Source organism: Salinigranum halophilum, assembly GCF_007004735.1.
Lineage (GTDB): Archaea > Halobacteriota > Halobacteria > Halobacteriales > Haloferacaceae > Salinigranum > Salinigranum halophilum.
Genome location: NZ_SSNL01000003.1, coordinates 39,417 through 52,232, shown reverse-complemented (window position 1 = coordinate 52,232; position 12,816 = coordinate 39,417). Strand labels below are relative to the sequence as shown.

The 12,816-nt window shown below is 68.0% G+C and carries 19 protein-coding genes; 5 read left to right on the top strand and 14 right to left on the bottom strand.

The window, feature by feature from the left end; all coding sequences use genetic code 11:
- Positions 1-78 precede the first annotated feature (78 nt).
- Together E6N53_RS04780 and E6N53_RS04775 are read left to right on the top strand one after the other, a co-directional pair.
- Entirely contained in the window at positions 79-639 is a 561-nt protein-coding gene (locus E6N53_RS04780; protein ID WP_136592323.1) for an AAA family ATPase, read from the top strand.
- Positions 636-1,055, top strand: coding sequence for an RNA-binding domain-containing protein (locus tag E6N53_RS04775; protein WP_136592322.1), 420 nt, complete (start codon positions 636-638; stop codon positions 1,053-1,055). Before E6N53_RS04780 ends, E6N53_RS04775 begins: the two co-directional genes overlap by 4 nt.
- A 2-nt stretch (positions 1,056-1,057) precedes the next feature.
- Here the strand turns inward: E6N53_RS04775 and E6N53_RS04770 are convergent, their stop codons facing one another.
- On the bottom strand, positions 1,058-1,573 hold the full coding sequence (locus tag E6N53_RS04770; protein ID WP_136592321.1) for a gamma carbonic anhydrase family protein: 516 nt from the start codon (positions 1,571-1,573) through the stop codon (positions 1,058-1,060).
- 157 nt (positions 1,574-1,730) lie between these two features.
- On the opposite strand from E6N53_RS04770, the gene E6N53_RS04765 reads away from it, so the two are divergent.
- Entirely contained in the window at positions 1,731-1,874 is a 144-nt protein-coding gene (locus E6N53_RS04765; protein WP_201741077.1) for a hypothetical protein, read from the top strand.
- A gap of 11 nt (positions 1,875-1,885) precedes the next feature.
- Here the strand turns inward: E6N53_RS04765 and E6N53_RS04760 are convergent, their stop codons facing one another.
- The 5 genes from E6N53_RS04760 to E6N53_RS04740 all read right to left on the bottom strand — a co-directional run bounded on the left by E6N53_RS04760 (position 1,886) and on the right by E6N53_RS04740 (position 5,913).
- A complete protein-coding gene (locus E6N53_RS04760) occupies positions 1,886-2,881 on the bottom strand; it encodes a nucleoside recognition protein (protein ID WP_142857363.1) in 996 nt (331 codons plus the stop codon).
- Between the two features lie 85 nt (positions 2,882-2,966).
- A complete protein-coding gene (locus E6N53_RS04755; RefSeq protein WP_136592319.1) occupies positions 2,967-3,236 on the bottom strand; it encodes a hypothetical protein in 270 nt (89 codons plus the stop codon).
- Positions 3,237-3,282: 46 nt separating this feature from the next.
- Complete coding sequence (locus E6N53_RS04750) at positions 3,283-3,840, bottom strand: magnesium transporter (RefSeq protein ID WP_136592318.1); 558 nt, start codon at positions 3,838-3,840, stop codon at positions 3,283-3,285.
- Complete coding sequence (locus E6N53_RS04745; RefSeq protein WP_142857361.1) at positions 3,840-4,427, bottom strand: magnesium transporter; 588 nt, start codon at positions 4,425-4,427, stop codon at positions 3,840-3,842. The genes E6N53_RS04750 and E6N53_RS04745 overlap by 1 nt, the downstream gene beginning before the upstream one ends.
- A 91-nt stretch (positions 4,428-4,518) precedes the next feature.
- Positions 4,519-5,913 (bottom strand): signal recognition particle protein Srp54, encoded by a 1,395-nt coding sequence (locus tag E6N53_RS04740; protein ID WP_136592316.1) that lies wholly within the window; start codon positions 5,911-5,913, stop codon positions 4,519-4,521.
- Between the two features lie 141 nt (positions 5,914-6,054).
- Here E6N53_RS04740 and E6N53_RS04735 point away from each other — a divergent pair, with 141 nt between their 5' ends.
- Both E6N53_RS04735 and E6N53_RS04730 read left to right on the top strand, forming a co-directional pair.
- Positions 6,055-6,669 (top strand): LysE family translocator, encoded by a 615-nt coding sequence (locus tag E6N53_RS04735; protein ID WP_142857359.1) that lies wholly within the window; start codon positions 6,055-6,057, stop codon positions 6,667-6,669.
- A gap of 41 nt (positions 6,670-6,710) precedes the next feature.
- Positions 6,711-7,139: a DoxX family protein gene (locus E6N53_RS04730; RefSeq protein WP_142857357.1), complete on the top strand. Its 429-nt coding sequence runs from the start codon at positions 6,711-6,713 to the stop codon at positions 7,137-7,139.
- A gap of 6 nt (positions 7,140-7,145) precedes the next feature.
- On the opposite strand, the gene E6N53_RS04725 is transcribed toward E6N53_RS04730, so the two are convergent.
- The 8 genes from E6N53_RS04725 to E6N53_RS04690 form a co-directional block, all read right to left on the bottom strand.
- Complete coding sequence (locus tag E6N53_RS04725) at positions 7,146-7,727, bottom strand: Ntn hydrolase family protein (RefSeq protein WP_142857356.1); 582 nt, start codon at positions 7,725-7,727, stop codon at positions 7,146-7,148.
- A 51-nt stretch (positions 7,728-7,778) separates the two neighbouring features.
- A complete protein-coding gene (gene ftsY / locus E6N53_RS04720; protein WP_142857354.1) occupies positions 7,779-9,164 on the bottom strand; it encodes a signal recognition particle-docking protein FtsY in 1,386 nt (461 codons plus the stop codon).
- Positions 9,165-9,170: 6 nt separating this feature from the next.
- Positions 9,171-9,641, bottom strand: a complete 471-nt coding sequence (pfdA, locus tag E6N53_RS04715) for a prefoldin subunit alpha (RefSeq protein ID WP_142858450.1) — start codon at positions 9,639-9,641, stop codon at positions 9,171-9,173.
- On the bottom strand, positions 9,641-9,817 hold the full coding sequence (rpl18a, locus tag E6N53_RS04710; protein ID WP_136592311.1) for a 50S ribosomal protein L18Ae: 177 nt from the start codon (positions 9,815-9,817) through the stop codon (positions 9,641-9,643). The genes pfdA and rpl18a overlap by 1 nt, the downstream gene beginning before the upstream one ends.
- A 79-nt stretch (positions 9,818-9,896) precedes the next feature.
- Positions 9,897-10,562: a translation initiation factor IF-6 gene (locus E6N53_RS04705; RefSeq protein ID WP_142857351.1), complete on the bottom strand. Its 666-nt coding sequence runs from the start codon at positions 10,560-10,562 to the stop codon at positions 9,897-9,899.
- Positions 10,563-10,565: 3 nt separating this feature from the next.
- Positions 10,566-10,844 carry a 50S ribosomal protein L31e gene (locus tag E6N53_RS04700; protein ID WP_136592309.1) on the bottom strand — a complete coding sequence of 93 codons (279 nt, stop codon included), beginning with the start codon at positions 10,842-10,844 and terminating at the stop codon, positions 10,566-10,568.
- 3 nt (positions 10,845-10,847) lie between these two features.
- Positions 10,848-11,000 carry a 50S ribosomal protein L39e gene (locus tag E6N53_RS04695; protein ID WP_103427295.1) on the bottom strand — a complete coding sequence of 51 codons (153 nt, stop codon included), beginning with the start codon at positions 10,998-11,000 and terminating at the stop codon, positions 10,848-10,850.
- Between the two features lie 729 nt (positions 11,001-11,729).
- Positions 11,730-12,311: an LOG family protein gene (locus tag E6N53_RS04690; protein ID WP_142857349.1), complete on the bottom strand. Its 582-nt coding sequence runs from the start codon at positions 12,309-12,311 to the stop codon at positions 11,730-11,732.
- Positions 12,312-12,816 lie beyond the last annotated feature (505 nt).

Sequence of the window (12,816 nt, the reverse complement as noted above, 5' to 3'; positions counted from 1 at the left end):
GGGTGTGAGCGGGTCGCGACACCGTGGTGGCTGCGGGAACCCGACGGAGTGAAATGACGTGGGCGGGTACGGGCGCATATGAGAGTCATCGGGACCGTCGGACTCCCCGGGAGCGGCAAGGGCGAGGCCGCGGCCGTGGCGGAGCGGGCGGATATCCCCGTTGTGACCATGGGCGACGTCGTCAGAGCCGAGACAGAAGCGCGCGGACTGCCACCCGAAGAACACGGGACGGTCGCCCGCGCGCTCCGCGAAGAGGACGGCCCCGCGGCCATCGCCAGGCGGTCGCTCCCGATGGTCAAGGAGTACCTGAACGAGAGCGAGATGGTCGTCGTCGACGGTCTCCGGTCGGGCGTCGAAGTCGACGCCTTCGAGGAGGCGTTCGGCGACGACTTCACGCTCGTGAGCGTCGAAGCGCCGTTCGAGGTTCGCGCCGCCCGCCTGGCCGAACGGGGCCGAGACCTGACCGACGAGGACCGCGACGCGCTGCTCGAACGCGAACAGCGCGAACTCGAGTTCGGTATGGACGAGGCGATGAGCCGTGCGGACGTCGTCATCAACAACACCGACTCGCTGGAGGCCTTTCGGACCCGTGTCCGCCGCGTCCTCGACATCCCCGCACCGGAGGAGGAACACCGATGACCGACGTGTACAGCATCGACGCGCGCGTCGTCGCCCCGGTCCGTGACACCGAGGTGTCTGACCGGGTCGCCGACGCCGTGGCGAACCTCTTCCCGAACGCCGACCTCGAACACGAGGCCGGGCAGGTCGTCGCCGAGACGCACTCGCTGGAGCGCTTCTCCGAGCGCCTCCACGAGCAGGAGATACTCGACTCGGCGCGGCGGGAGTTCTTCCGTCGCGCCGACGACGAGGGCTTCTCCTTCGCGCTGAAGAAACAGGCGGCGTTCAAGGGGGTCGTCAACTTCTCCGTTGGGAACCCCGACGAACTCGGTGACATCGAAGTGCAGGTGCGGGTTCGCTCACCCTCCGTCGAGGCGTACATCGACGCCATCGCGCCGCCGACGGAGGGCGGGAAGCCGGTTCGTCCGGACGAGTAACGTCAGTCGAACAGGTCGGTGTGTCGACTCGCCAGATCCGAGTAGTCTCCTGAAGAGTAGGCCTCGAACGCTTCCTCGACGTCGAACGTCGTCTCCGAGAGTGGCGTCACCGTCGCCGGTGCCCCCCGTGCGAACGACTCGGCCGGGATGTCGAGGCCCTCGGGGATGACGGTGCCCACGGCGACGATACTCCCCTCGCCGATGTGGGTGTCCGAGACGGTGGAGTTGAACCCGATCATCGACCCGTCGCCCACCGTCGTCTCGTTCAACACGGCACCGTGACCGACCATCACCCGGTCGCCGAGGCGAGCCGCGTGGAGCACGGCGTTGTCGCCGACGTGCGACTCCCCACCGACGATGACCGGGCCGATGTCGCCGCGGAGGACGACGCCGGGCCAGATACTCGAATCGGGACCGACCCGGACGTCGCCGACGAGCGTCGCGTCTCGTGCCACGCTCGCCGAGTCGGCGATGGTCGGCGTCGTCCCCTCGAACTCGTATCGTCGACTGTCTGTCATGCACGGATGTGCGCGGGGGAGGGTTGAGTATCTTACTCCGGTTGTATGCGGTGGCGACCGGAGAGAGGGGCCGGTCCGTTCGACGTCGCCATCGCCGTTGGGGAGGGACTGTCCACAGCGTCGTTCCCCGAGGCATGGAGCCCAAACGTCCGAAGTCGTGAAACTCGCGGGCGACCCGGGCGTCGTCAACAGCGCCGGCTTCGCGTCCGAGACGCTCACGGTCGGGGTGTCCGGTGGCGACGGCACGGCCGTGCTGGTGACGCCCGACGAAGCGGTTCCTCTGGGTGGGGAGATGTACTAGCGGCGAAACGGTCAGACCGTCAACAGTGCGGTCACGACGAGGCCGATGAACACCACTTTGAACGCCGTGTTCACCGCGATGACCTTCGACCCGAAGGCGGGGCCCCAGATGCCGTACTGGAAGGGAATCGAGCGCTTGAACGTCGAGACGGCGAACGAGACGATACCGCCGATGAGCATCGTCGCCACCGCCTGCCGCGCGGTGAACTCGACACCGACGAGCGGGGCGATGGTCGCCGCACCCGCCGTCGTGTCGAGCGCGAAGACGGCGATGACCGGCACGGCGGCACCGGGGAGCCCCACGACGGTCGCGAGCGGGTCGGCGACGCTGGTGAGCGCGGTGAGGTCGTAGGTGCGGGTGAGGACGACGACGAGCGTGTAGACGACCGCCAGACGGGGCACGATACGCCGGAGTTTGGGAAGCGTTCGCTCCCAGGCGTGTTCGACGACCTCGCGGCGCGTCTCGGGTCCCTCGTCGGCTATCGGTCCACCGTCGGTCGCGGCCGTCGCCGACGAGTCGACGTTGTCGCCGCCGAGCAACAGGGCACCGGCGGCGACGCCCGCGAGCGTGATGCCGAGCGCGACGAGCGCTCGAGACCCGACGTACAGCACGCCGACCTCGAACCCGAGGATGGGAATCAGGACGGGAACGTAGAACGTGAAGATGTGCTGGACGAAGCCGAAGAACGTGTTGATGGTGACGGCGACGAGCGTCGCGCGGTCGTCGAGCAGGCCCGACTCGCGGAACTCGGCGAGCATCCCGTACCCCGCCGTCGTCGATGCCGCGGTCGTGAGAATCGCGGTCCCCACCTCGTCGGGGAGGTTCGCCGGTCGCGTGAGGTACTGCGAGAGGCCAGCGATGTGTTCGACGAGGCCGAAGCCGACGGCGAGGTTCGCGAGGAACACCCCGACGGCGATGAAGACGGCGATGCGCGCGACTCGAGGGAGGACGTCCACGAGGACGGCGAACAGGTCCGACTGGAGTACGACGAGCGACGCCGAGGTCACGGTCGAGTCTCGGGCGCGAGCGGGCAAAGGCGCGTCGGTCGGGGCGACCGCGCTGGCTGGTGGTCGTGGCCCACCGAGAGCGGCGTCACAACGAGCCGGCGACGATGAGAACGATGACCGCGCCGCCGGCGGCGAGGGAGGCGGAGAGGGAGGCGGCGGTGACCGTCTCACCCGCGTACCGCGTGCCGAAGCCGGCTCCAACCAGTCCCGCCGCGATGAGGGCGACGAGGACGGTCTGTGCTGGGACCAGTCCCAACAGCCCGCTCAACAGCTGGACGGGGAGCGTCACGAGGATGCCGAGAAACGGGGCGGCGACGTACGGACGGTCGCGGCCCGGGAGGGAGCGAGAGGCCATCAGTGTCGACAGACGCGGCGGAGATAAAAAGCCACGCGCACCGCGCTCAGACGTACAGCTGGACGGCCCCGAACAGCACCAGCACGCCCAGCACGTCGGAAGCGTTGGTCACGAGCGGGATGACCACGTCGTCGGGGTCGAGGCTGAAGCGGTAGGCCGCGTACGTCGCGACGAGCGTCACGACGACCGCCAGCACCGCGAGGGCGACACCGCTCGTAATCGCGACGGCGAGGACCGTCGACAGCGGGAGCCGTGCCGTGCCGAGGAGCGTCGAGAGGAGCCACGCGCCCGTCCCGATGAGGGGGAACACCGTGACAGAGAGCCCGAGCGTGGCGAGGGCGTTCCCCGCCAGCGCCTCGTCGCGCGGGTCGAACGAGAGCGTCCCGAGGTGGAACGCCGTCGAGAGGCGAGCCGCGAGGATGCTCCCGAGGTTGCCGGCAGTGCCGATGGTGACGGGCACCAACACGAGCAGGGTCGGAAACCGAAGCAACGAGGACTCGAAACTGCCGAGGACGAGGCCCGAGCCGATTTCGACGAGCGTGAGCGCGAGAAGGACGGGCAGCATCGCGCGAGTGATGGCCCGGACCGACCACTCGGTCGGCATCAGCCACCGCCTCCGATACCGAATCCGAGCACGATTCGAACGGCCAAGAGGAGAAAGAGGACGCCGAAGACGTCGCCCGTGGTGGTGACGATGGGGCCGACGAGCGTGTCGGGGTCGCGCCCGCGGCGGTAGCCGGCGAAGACGACGGTCACGACGACGACGGTCAAGACGACGCCCGAGAGGATACCGGCGATGAGGGCGATACCGACGAGCGTCGAGAGCGGCGCGACCGAGTCGCCGAGCGCGGTGAGGAGCGCGAAGACGACGACGGAAGCGAACGTCGACGCGAGGAGCCCGTTCGAGATGGCCGCGGCCGCGGCCGCACCTAGCCGTCTGTCGGCTTCGGAGAGACGCGGTTCGATGAGCCCCTGGTGGAGTGCGGTGGCGACCCGTGCGCCGAGGGACCCGTACACGTTCCCCCGGGTGGCGAGCAGCGCCGGGATGAGGACGAGGAGACCTGGGACGTCGCGGAGTTCCGGTCGCATCCCGCTGAGGACGACGCCGGCGAGGAGTCCGCCGAGCAGACTGGCGACGAGCGCGGGGAGCGCTTCACGGTAGGCGTCGAGCGCCACCTCGCGGACGGTCATCGGAGATGATTCGCGGCGGAGGGGTAAAAATCGGGCGAGACGCCGACAGCCTGAGCGACGGGGCGCGGAACTCGAGAGGGGACGAGGCCGGTCAGTCGCCGAACGGACCCATCCCGCCCATGCCGCCCATCCCGCCGCCACCCTGCTTCTGGAGCTTCTTCATCATCCGTTGCATATCGCCGTCGCCCATCCCCTGGAACTGCTTGAGCGTGCGCTCCATCATCTTGTGCTGCTGGAGGAGTTCCTGCACCGTCTCCTCGTCGGTGCCGGAGCCACGGGCGATACGACGGACCTGCTGTGCGCCGACAGAACGGGGGTTCTCCATCTCGGCGTCGGTCATCGAGTCCATGATGACCTCGAACTTCCGCATTCGGTCCTGGGTGACGTCCATCGCGTCCTCGGGGAGCTGGTCCTTGAGGCCGCCGCCGAGGCCCGGAATCATGTCCAGCACCTGATCGAGCGGCCCCATCTTGTTCATCGCCTCCATCTGCTTCTGCATGTCCTTGAGCGTGAACGACCCCTTCATGATGTCCTCGGGGTCCCAGTCCTCGTCTTCGGCCTGGGTCTCGGCCATCGCGCGCTCGACGCGCTCGGAGAGCTGTTTGAGGTCACCCATCCCGAGCAGGCGGGAGATGAAGCCGTTCGGCTCGAACCGCTCGATGTCCTGGACCGTCTCGCCGGTCCCGAGGAAGGAGATAGAAGAGCCGGTCTCGTTCACGGCGGTGAGCGCACCGCCGCCCTTCGCGGTCCCGTCGAGTTTCGTGATGACGACGCCGCCGATGCCGATGGAGCTATCGAACTCACGGGCCTGTTCTTTCGCCCCCTGGCCGATGGCCGCGTCGAGGACGAGGAGGTTGAGGTCGGGCTGGACGACCGATTCGATCTCCTCGATCTCGTCGATGAGGTCGGCCTCGAGCGCGTGGCGGCCGGCAGTGTCGACGATGTGGATGTCGGCATCGTCCGTCGCGTCGAGCCCCTCCTCGGCGATCTGGACGGGGTCGTCGGCGTCGGGGTCGCCGTAGAAGTCGACCTCCGCGCGTTCGCACATCTGCTTCGCCTGGTCGTACGCACCCGGCCGGAACGTGTCGGTCTGGATGACCGCCGGTCGGAGGCCCTTCTTCGAGAACCACCACGCCATCTTGGCGGCGGTGGTGGTCTTCCCCGACCCCTGGAGGCCGGCGAGCATGATGGTCTGAGGCTCGAGCGGAATCTCGGTCGAGTCGCCGATGAGGTCGACGAGTTCCTCGTAGACGATCTTCAGCACGTGGTCGCGGGCGCTCGTTCCCGCCGGGGGGTCCTCGTCGAGCGCGCGCGTCTTGATGGAGTCCGACAGGTCCATCACGAGGCTCACGTCGACGTCCGCCGACAGGAGCGAGCGCTGGATCTCCTTGACGATCTCCTGCACGTCGTCCTTGTCGAGTCGGGACTTGCCCTGGAGCTTGTCCAGTGAGCCCCTGAGCGAACTCCCGAGGTTGTCGAGTACCATCGTATTGCGTTCGGGTAGGAGACGGAGGCGGTAAAGGCTTTGTTCGTCGGTTCCGATGCGCTTCGACCCGGAGACGCGAGGACGATGCCTGGAGCATCCACACGTTACTTATCCCTCTCCGCACAATCCGCGAGCGACACGATGGTCGGCGCCGTCTTCGGCTTCGAGCCCACGACGCTCCTCGCGTACCTCGCCGCAGCGGTGGCGCTCATCCTCGCACCCGGCCCGGACACCATGTACGTCCTCGCTCGCGGCCTCCAGGGTCCCGACGCCGGGGTCCGCTCGGCGCTCGGCGTCGCCACGGGTGTCCTCGGTCACACGCTGGCCGCGGCCCTCGGCATCTCGGCGCTCTTACAGACCGCACCGACGGCGTTCACACTCGTGAAATACGTCGGGGCGGCTTACCTGCTCTACCTCGCCGCGCAGGCGCTCCGAACCGAGGAGTTCGACCCGACGACGGAGAGCGAAGCAGGGGGTAGCTTCCGACGGGGGGTGCTGGTGAACGCGCTCAACCCGAAGGTGGCGCTGTTCTTTCTCGCGTTCCTGCCGGGGTTCGCCGGTTCGGGTCCCGACGCCCCCACGCGGATGGCCGTCCTGGGCGTGTTGTACGCACTGGTCACGGCCGTCTACCTCTCCAGCGTGGCACTCGCGTCGAACCGCGCGGGGCAGTTGCTCGCGCGGAGTCGGCTCTCGCAGGGCCTCCAGTACGTCGCCAGCGCGGTGATGGTCGTCCTCGCGGGGGCGCTCGTCGTCTAGGGGCGAACCCTCTTTGTGTCTCGCCCGAACCCGCAGACGAGATGCGCGACGAGGTCACCACCACACTCGCTCGGTTCAAACACCCGCTTCGCTACGTGATGGGGGGACTGTACGTCGTCGCGGGCGTGCTGCACTTCCTCGTTCCGCAGGTGTACGTCCAGGTCGTCCCGCCGGCGTTTCCCCGGCCGCTCGAACTCGTCTATCTCTCGGGCGTCGCCGAGGTGGTTCTCGGACTCGGGGTGCTCGTGCCGCGAACCCGTCGGGCCGCGGCCTGGGGACTCGTGCTCCTGTTGCTCGCCGTCTTTCCGGCGAACGTCTACATGGCGACCCACGACGTGGTCCTCGAGGGCGTTCCCGAGTGGGCGCGCGAGCCCTCCGATGCGGCGACGGTGGCACGGCTCCCACTGCAGGGCGTTCTGATACTCTGGGCGTGGTGGTACACCCGACCGGACGGTGCGGAGGGGGCGTGAGGTCGGTCAGAGGTCGGACGAGTCCGCATCCGAACCGGCCCCGTCTGTGGCGTCTTCCGACCCGTCCGCGAGCGTCCAGACGTCGACCTCGCTCCCGGTGCCGGGGTCGCGTTCGGCCGCGCTGTCGAAGGCCTCACGGACGAACGTCTCGGCCGCCGGGAGCGACGTCGACGCCGCGTCGACCGCTTCGAGCGCGCCGAGGACGAACGGGGTGCCGCTCCCGAACGCCATCGGTGAGTCGGAGAGCGTCGACCCGTCGGCGGAGACGGCGCGAAGCGCCGCGCGCCCGTCCGCGTCGCGTGCAGCGACGAGAGCCTCGACACCGGTGTCGCGAACGACGTCGCTCGCGACGCGTTCGAGCGCCTCGAGTGACACCGCCTCACGCTCGAACCGGTACGTCCGGAGTTCGCCCGTGAGGCGGTCGGCGAAGCGTGTGACGTCGCGGCCGACGGCTGCGGCACCGACGTCGGAAGCGACGTCGAGTACGTGCCGACGGTTCCGGCTCTCGACTCGTCCGTCGCGGACGACCAGGCGGTCACCGGCGACGACGACGCCGTCGCGACAACGAAGGGCGGCGATAGTGCTCATGATTGCTGAACGGGCGCGAGTCCGAAAAGGGGTGGCCGCCGCGTGGCCGGACTACTCGCCGTCGGCGAGGAGACTCTCGACGAGTTCCTCGGGGTCGAACCGGGTGAGGTCGTCGTACCCCTGCCCGACGCCGAGGAAGAGGATGGGCTTCCCGGTGACGTAGGCGATGGAGATAGCCGCCCCGCCCTGGGAGTCGGCGTCGGCCTTCGTGAGGATGGCGCCGTCGATTTCGGCGGCCTCGTTGAACTTCTTCGCCCGCTGAACGGCGTCCTGGCCGGCGACCGCCTCGTCGACGAACAGCGTCATGTCCGGGTCGACGACGCGGTCGATCTTCTCCAGTTGGGACATCAGGTCGTTCGAGGTGTGGAGTCGACCCGCTGTGTCCCCGAGGACGACGTCGATGTCGTGCGCCTCGGCGTACTCGACGGCGTCGTAGATGACGGCCGCCGGGTCACCACCCTGCTCGTGAGTGATGAGCTTCTCCCCGAGGTTGTCGGCGTGGCGCTGAATCTGCTCGTTGGCACCGGCGCGGTAGGTGTCGCCGTTCGCCATGACGGTCGACAGACCCCGTTCTTCGAAGTATCGGACCAACTTGGCGATAGACGTCGTCTTGCCGACGCCGTTGACGCCGGTGAAGATGAGAGTGACGGGCTTGTCGGCCTCCCGGATACGCTGGTCGAAGTCGAACTGGCCGACAGAGATGACTTCGAGGAGCGCGTCGGAGAGCGCCTCCGAGACGAGTTCCGCCGTGGTATCGACCTGCTTGCGGGACTCGCCGATCATCTTCTCGCGGATGGTCTCGAGGATGGCCTCGGCGACGTTCATCTCGACGTCGGATTCGAGAAGCGCCATCTCGAGCTGCCAGAGCGGCTCTTCGAGGTCCTCCTCCTCGATGATGATGCGGCCCGTGGCGAACGCCTTGGCTCGCTGGAGCGTGCTGGCGTTCTCGCCGCCCCGGCCGCCGGCGGCCTCTTCGACGGCGGCTTCGACGCCGTCGGCGGCGAGCGCCTCCTCGTCGAGGTCGACGTCGTCGGGGACGTCCTCGGCGTCGGATTCGACGCCCGCATCCGTGTCGGTCGCCGTCGCGTCCGCCTCGACAGTCTCCGCGGCTGCCTCGTCGGCGGCGTCTGCCCCAGTCTCCGCGGCAGTCGATGCCTCGGTGGGCTCGGGTGCATCGTCCGCGTCTACCGCGGAGGGGGCGTCGCTCTCGGAGGCGTCGGCCGCCTCGCTCGAGTCCGCGGCCGAGTCGGAGACAGTCGCGGCTGTCGATTCGACGGAGTCGGCCGCCGCCGTGGCCTCGGCGTCAGGTTCGGCCTCGGCGTCAGGTTCGGCCTCTGCCCCGGGTTCGGCCTCTTCTTCGGCGTCGGCCTTCTCTTCGGCCGTCTCCTCGACGTCCTTGCGGAAGCTGTTGAGCTTCTTCTTCAGCCCGTCGAACATCTGGGGTTACTCGTCGGCGTCTTCTTCGGCCTGCTGCATCTGCTGCATCTGCTGCATCTGTTGCTGCTGCATCTGCTGTTGCATCTGCTGGGCCTGCTGTTCGAGTTCGGAGCTCTCGTCTTCGAGCTCGTCGATTTCCGCACGGACCTCGTCGATGCGGTCCTCGATGGCCTGCTTCTTGTGCTGGAGCGCGTCCGCGGCGGCGTCTTGCTCCTGCTCTGCGGCGTAGTCGGCACCGAGGTCGACGATGATCTCGTCGATGTCTTGAATCTCGGCGCGGACGTACGCGCCGCCGCCGAGGGGGACCTGCACGGTCGAGCCGGTCTCGAGCGTCTCGATGGCGTCGACGGCCTCGTCGATCTCGTCTTGCTCCTGCTGGTAGTCGTCGATCTCGGCTTCGAGTTCGTCGATCTCGCCCTGAATCGCCTGCAGTTCCTGCGAGAGCTGCTGGAGCTGCTGGTTGCCACCGCCACCCATCATGCGGCGGTCACCTCCCCGAGTTCGACCTGGGTGCGCTTGAGGTTGTGCTCGCTGCCGAGCTGCGACAGCACGTGTTCGCGAGCGACCGACTCGTTGGGTGCATCGATACTCTTCGTGAACTCCTGGAGCCCATGCCGGGTCCGGAAGCGGCCGCTCACCGTAAACTGGCTCATGTCTACGCCTGGGAGAAGGAGCGGGAAGAGTCTTCCTACTCGGAGTTGTCGGAGACCGAGCGGCGGGCGAAAGCGGTGGTCAGTCGATGTAGCCGAGTGCGTCCTCGATGCGGCCGAGTTCGGGACCGGTGGTGTCCTCGCCGACGGCGTATCCCGCCTCGTTGGCAACGAGGCCCGAACCCACCAGCGGCGCGCCGTAGTTCACCGTGCCGATGTCGGCGCGGACGTCCAGCAGTTCCTCGAGGGCTTCGAGTTCGGGCTCTCTCGATTTGGGGTGACAGAGCACGCCGCGGTTGTTCGCGACGGCCGCCGTTCCCACGGTTCGGACGTCCGCGAGGTCGCCGCGCTCGACCGGGACCTCGAGCGCTTCCTCGACGACGGCCGTGGCCTCGTCGGAGAGGTCCGGGTGGACGTACGCGCCGTAGTCGTTGGCGAGCACGACGTTGCCGGCGGCGTTGATGCGGCCGGGCAGTTCGTACACCGGGAGGTCGGCGACCTCGGCGATGGCGTCGCGCTCGCGCTCCGTCGACCGACTCGTGACGAGGACCCCGTTCTCGTTGCCGGTCGCGAGCGCACCGACCGTGGCGGAGCCGCCGACCGTCGTCTCGAGGGTGGGAACCTCGAGTTCCTCGCCGAGGGCGGCGACGAGGTCGGCGTCGGCGTCGGGCCGCACGAGCAGACAGTCGTCTGTCGCACGCGCGAAGACACCGATGTACGACGAGCCAGCGAAGGAGACGCGGAGCACGTGTTATCGTGCGGGCTCGGCTTCGACGATCGGCTCGCCGTCTTCGACGAACCGTGCGGCGCGAACGCGAAGCTTGCTCGGCGGGTTCTGCTGGCCGCGAGCCCAGACGGTCTCGTTGAGCGACGGGTCCAGCCGGACGTCGCTCTCCTCGACGTTGAAGTGCTTCGCGAGGTGCTCGCGGACGAGCGTCATGGCGCGGCCGGCCTGTTCGTGGTCCGGGACGGCCTTCACCTTTCGGAGCGGGACCGTGACGACACGCTCTTCGAAGTCGTTGGAACTCATTGGTTACTCGTCCGTGTCGCTTCGGCGCCAGTTGCGCCGCTTGGGGTTGCGCTGGACTTCCATGTCCGTCTTCATCATGACCCACGCGGGAACCCGGCTGTTCTGCCGCTCGAGCTTGGCCAGCCGCTTCTTCTTGGCCTTCGATTTCTTACCCATAGTGACGGGTACTTCTTCAGCGCCGCATAAAATCTTGTTCTTTCGTCCCTGGCGGGCGAGACGACCGGATTTTCCGTGTGACGTCCTCGCACGGCACGACGGCTCTCGAACCAGGGTCGGACGCGACTGGTGGGTTTCGTATCGTCGTATACAGTAGATGCGGCGTGCCGAGTCGGCCATCGAGACACGGCCGACTGGGCTCGAACGGTTCGAGAACGGGACGTCACCGGTAATCCGACAGTGAACCGCGGGCGTGTCGGCGTCGCCGACGCTGTCGTTCGCGGGGAGACGACGACAGCCGTGGCCGGGCGGGACTCGACCGTCAACCCGGTCGGGGCCTGCCGACCGCACAGCGCCTCAGAAGAGAGCCCACACGCCGGTAACGAGTCGCTGCCGGAGAGCGTGCGGTGAAACCGAGACGCCCGGACGCCGACCGGTCGCATCGGGCGCGACGTGCACGGTGGTGTGCTTCGTCGAAGACACCCGAACAGGAGCAGAAGCGCGACGACAGACGCCGTATCACTCGGAATCGCGGGTTCAGCCGCATCCGTAACGGGCCCGACCGGGAGCAGTCATAAATCGCATCCCGCGATAGAGAATCGTCGGAAGGGAGGACGTCGAGTGCGGGCGGCGGTCCGAACGGCTAGCTCGACTGGTCTGCGGGTCTGAGACCAGACGTGCGACCTCCCGTGAGACGACGGCGGAGACCTCGTTCCCCGGGCGAGTCGGTCAGAGTTCCGTGTCGTCGACCACCCGCTCGGTCACGGGCGACTCGTACTGCTCGAACTCGTCGAGGAGGGTAGTCGGGTCGTCCGTGACTGTGAGGAGTCGGCGGTGCTGCGGTTCCACGAAGCCGGCGTCGACCTGGGCGTCGAAGAACGAGACGAGTCCGTCGTAGTAGCCGGCGACGTTCAAGAGTCCGCACGGGTCGGTGTGAAAGCCCAGCTGGGCCCAGGTGAGCATCTCGACGAGTTCCTCCAGGGTGCCGAACCCACCGGGGAGCGCGACGAAGCCGTCGGCGAGGTCGGCCATCCGTCGTTTTCGAGTGTGCATCGAGTCGACGACGTGGAGTTCGGTGACTCGCTCGTGGGCGACCTCGCGTTCGAAGAGCGCCTCGGGGATGACGCCGAACACCGCGCCGCCGGCGTCGAGCGCGCCATCGGCGACGGCTCCCATCAGCCCGACGTCGCCGCCACCGTAGACGAGGCCGAGGTCGCGCTCGGCGAGCAGGCGGCCGAACCTCGCCGCCGCGTCGACGAACGCCGGATCGGTACCCTGACGCGAGCCACAGTAGACGCAGATACGGTCCATACGCGTGACTGTCGACGTTTGGGCATAAGTCGACACCGGTCGCCGCCGTTTGGTATCGCAGAATACGGTGTACACACCCGCGACGCTCGACTCGACCCGACCGTCGAAATCGGCCCCACGAGTACGGCGAGGCGGACGACACCCTCACCAGGTACGCGAGCACGCTGTGCACGTCACCGCGCGACTCGTCTCGTCGGCGATGGACCACCGGGCAGTGGCAGGGCGGTGAGGGATGACGTGCGGAACGGTCGGCGTCTGAGCCAGCGACACGAGCACGTTACACGAGGCGACGGCGGACGTCTGACCACCCGCACAGGTGCATGGTGAGAGCGGAGAGAGTTCGGTGGCGTCGAAGCGGCAGGTAGTGCGTGTCCGCGAGCGTCTGCCCGTGTCGGCAGCAGGACGCGGACAGGCCGCGTTCGTCGGTCTCGGACCTCGAGACGGGAGTGCACGGAGAGCTCCGGGCCGTAGCGGTAAACCGCCTGGTGCGATACAGAATCGTCCG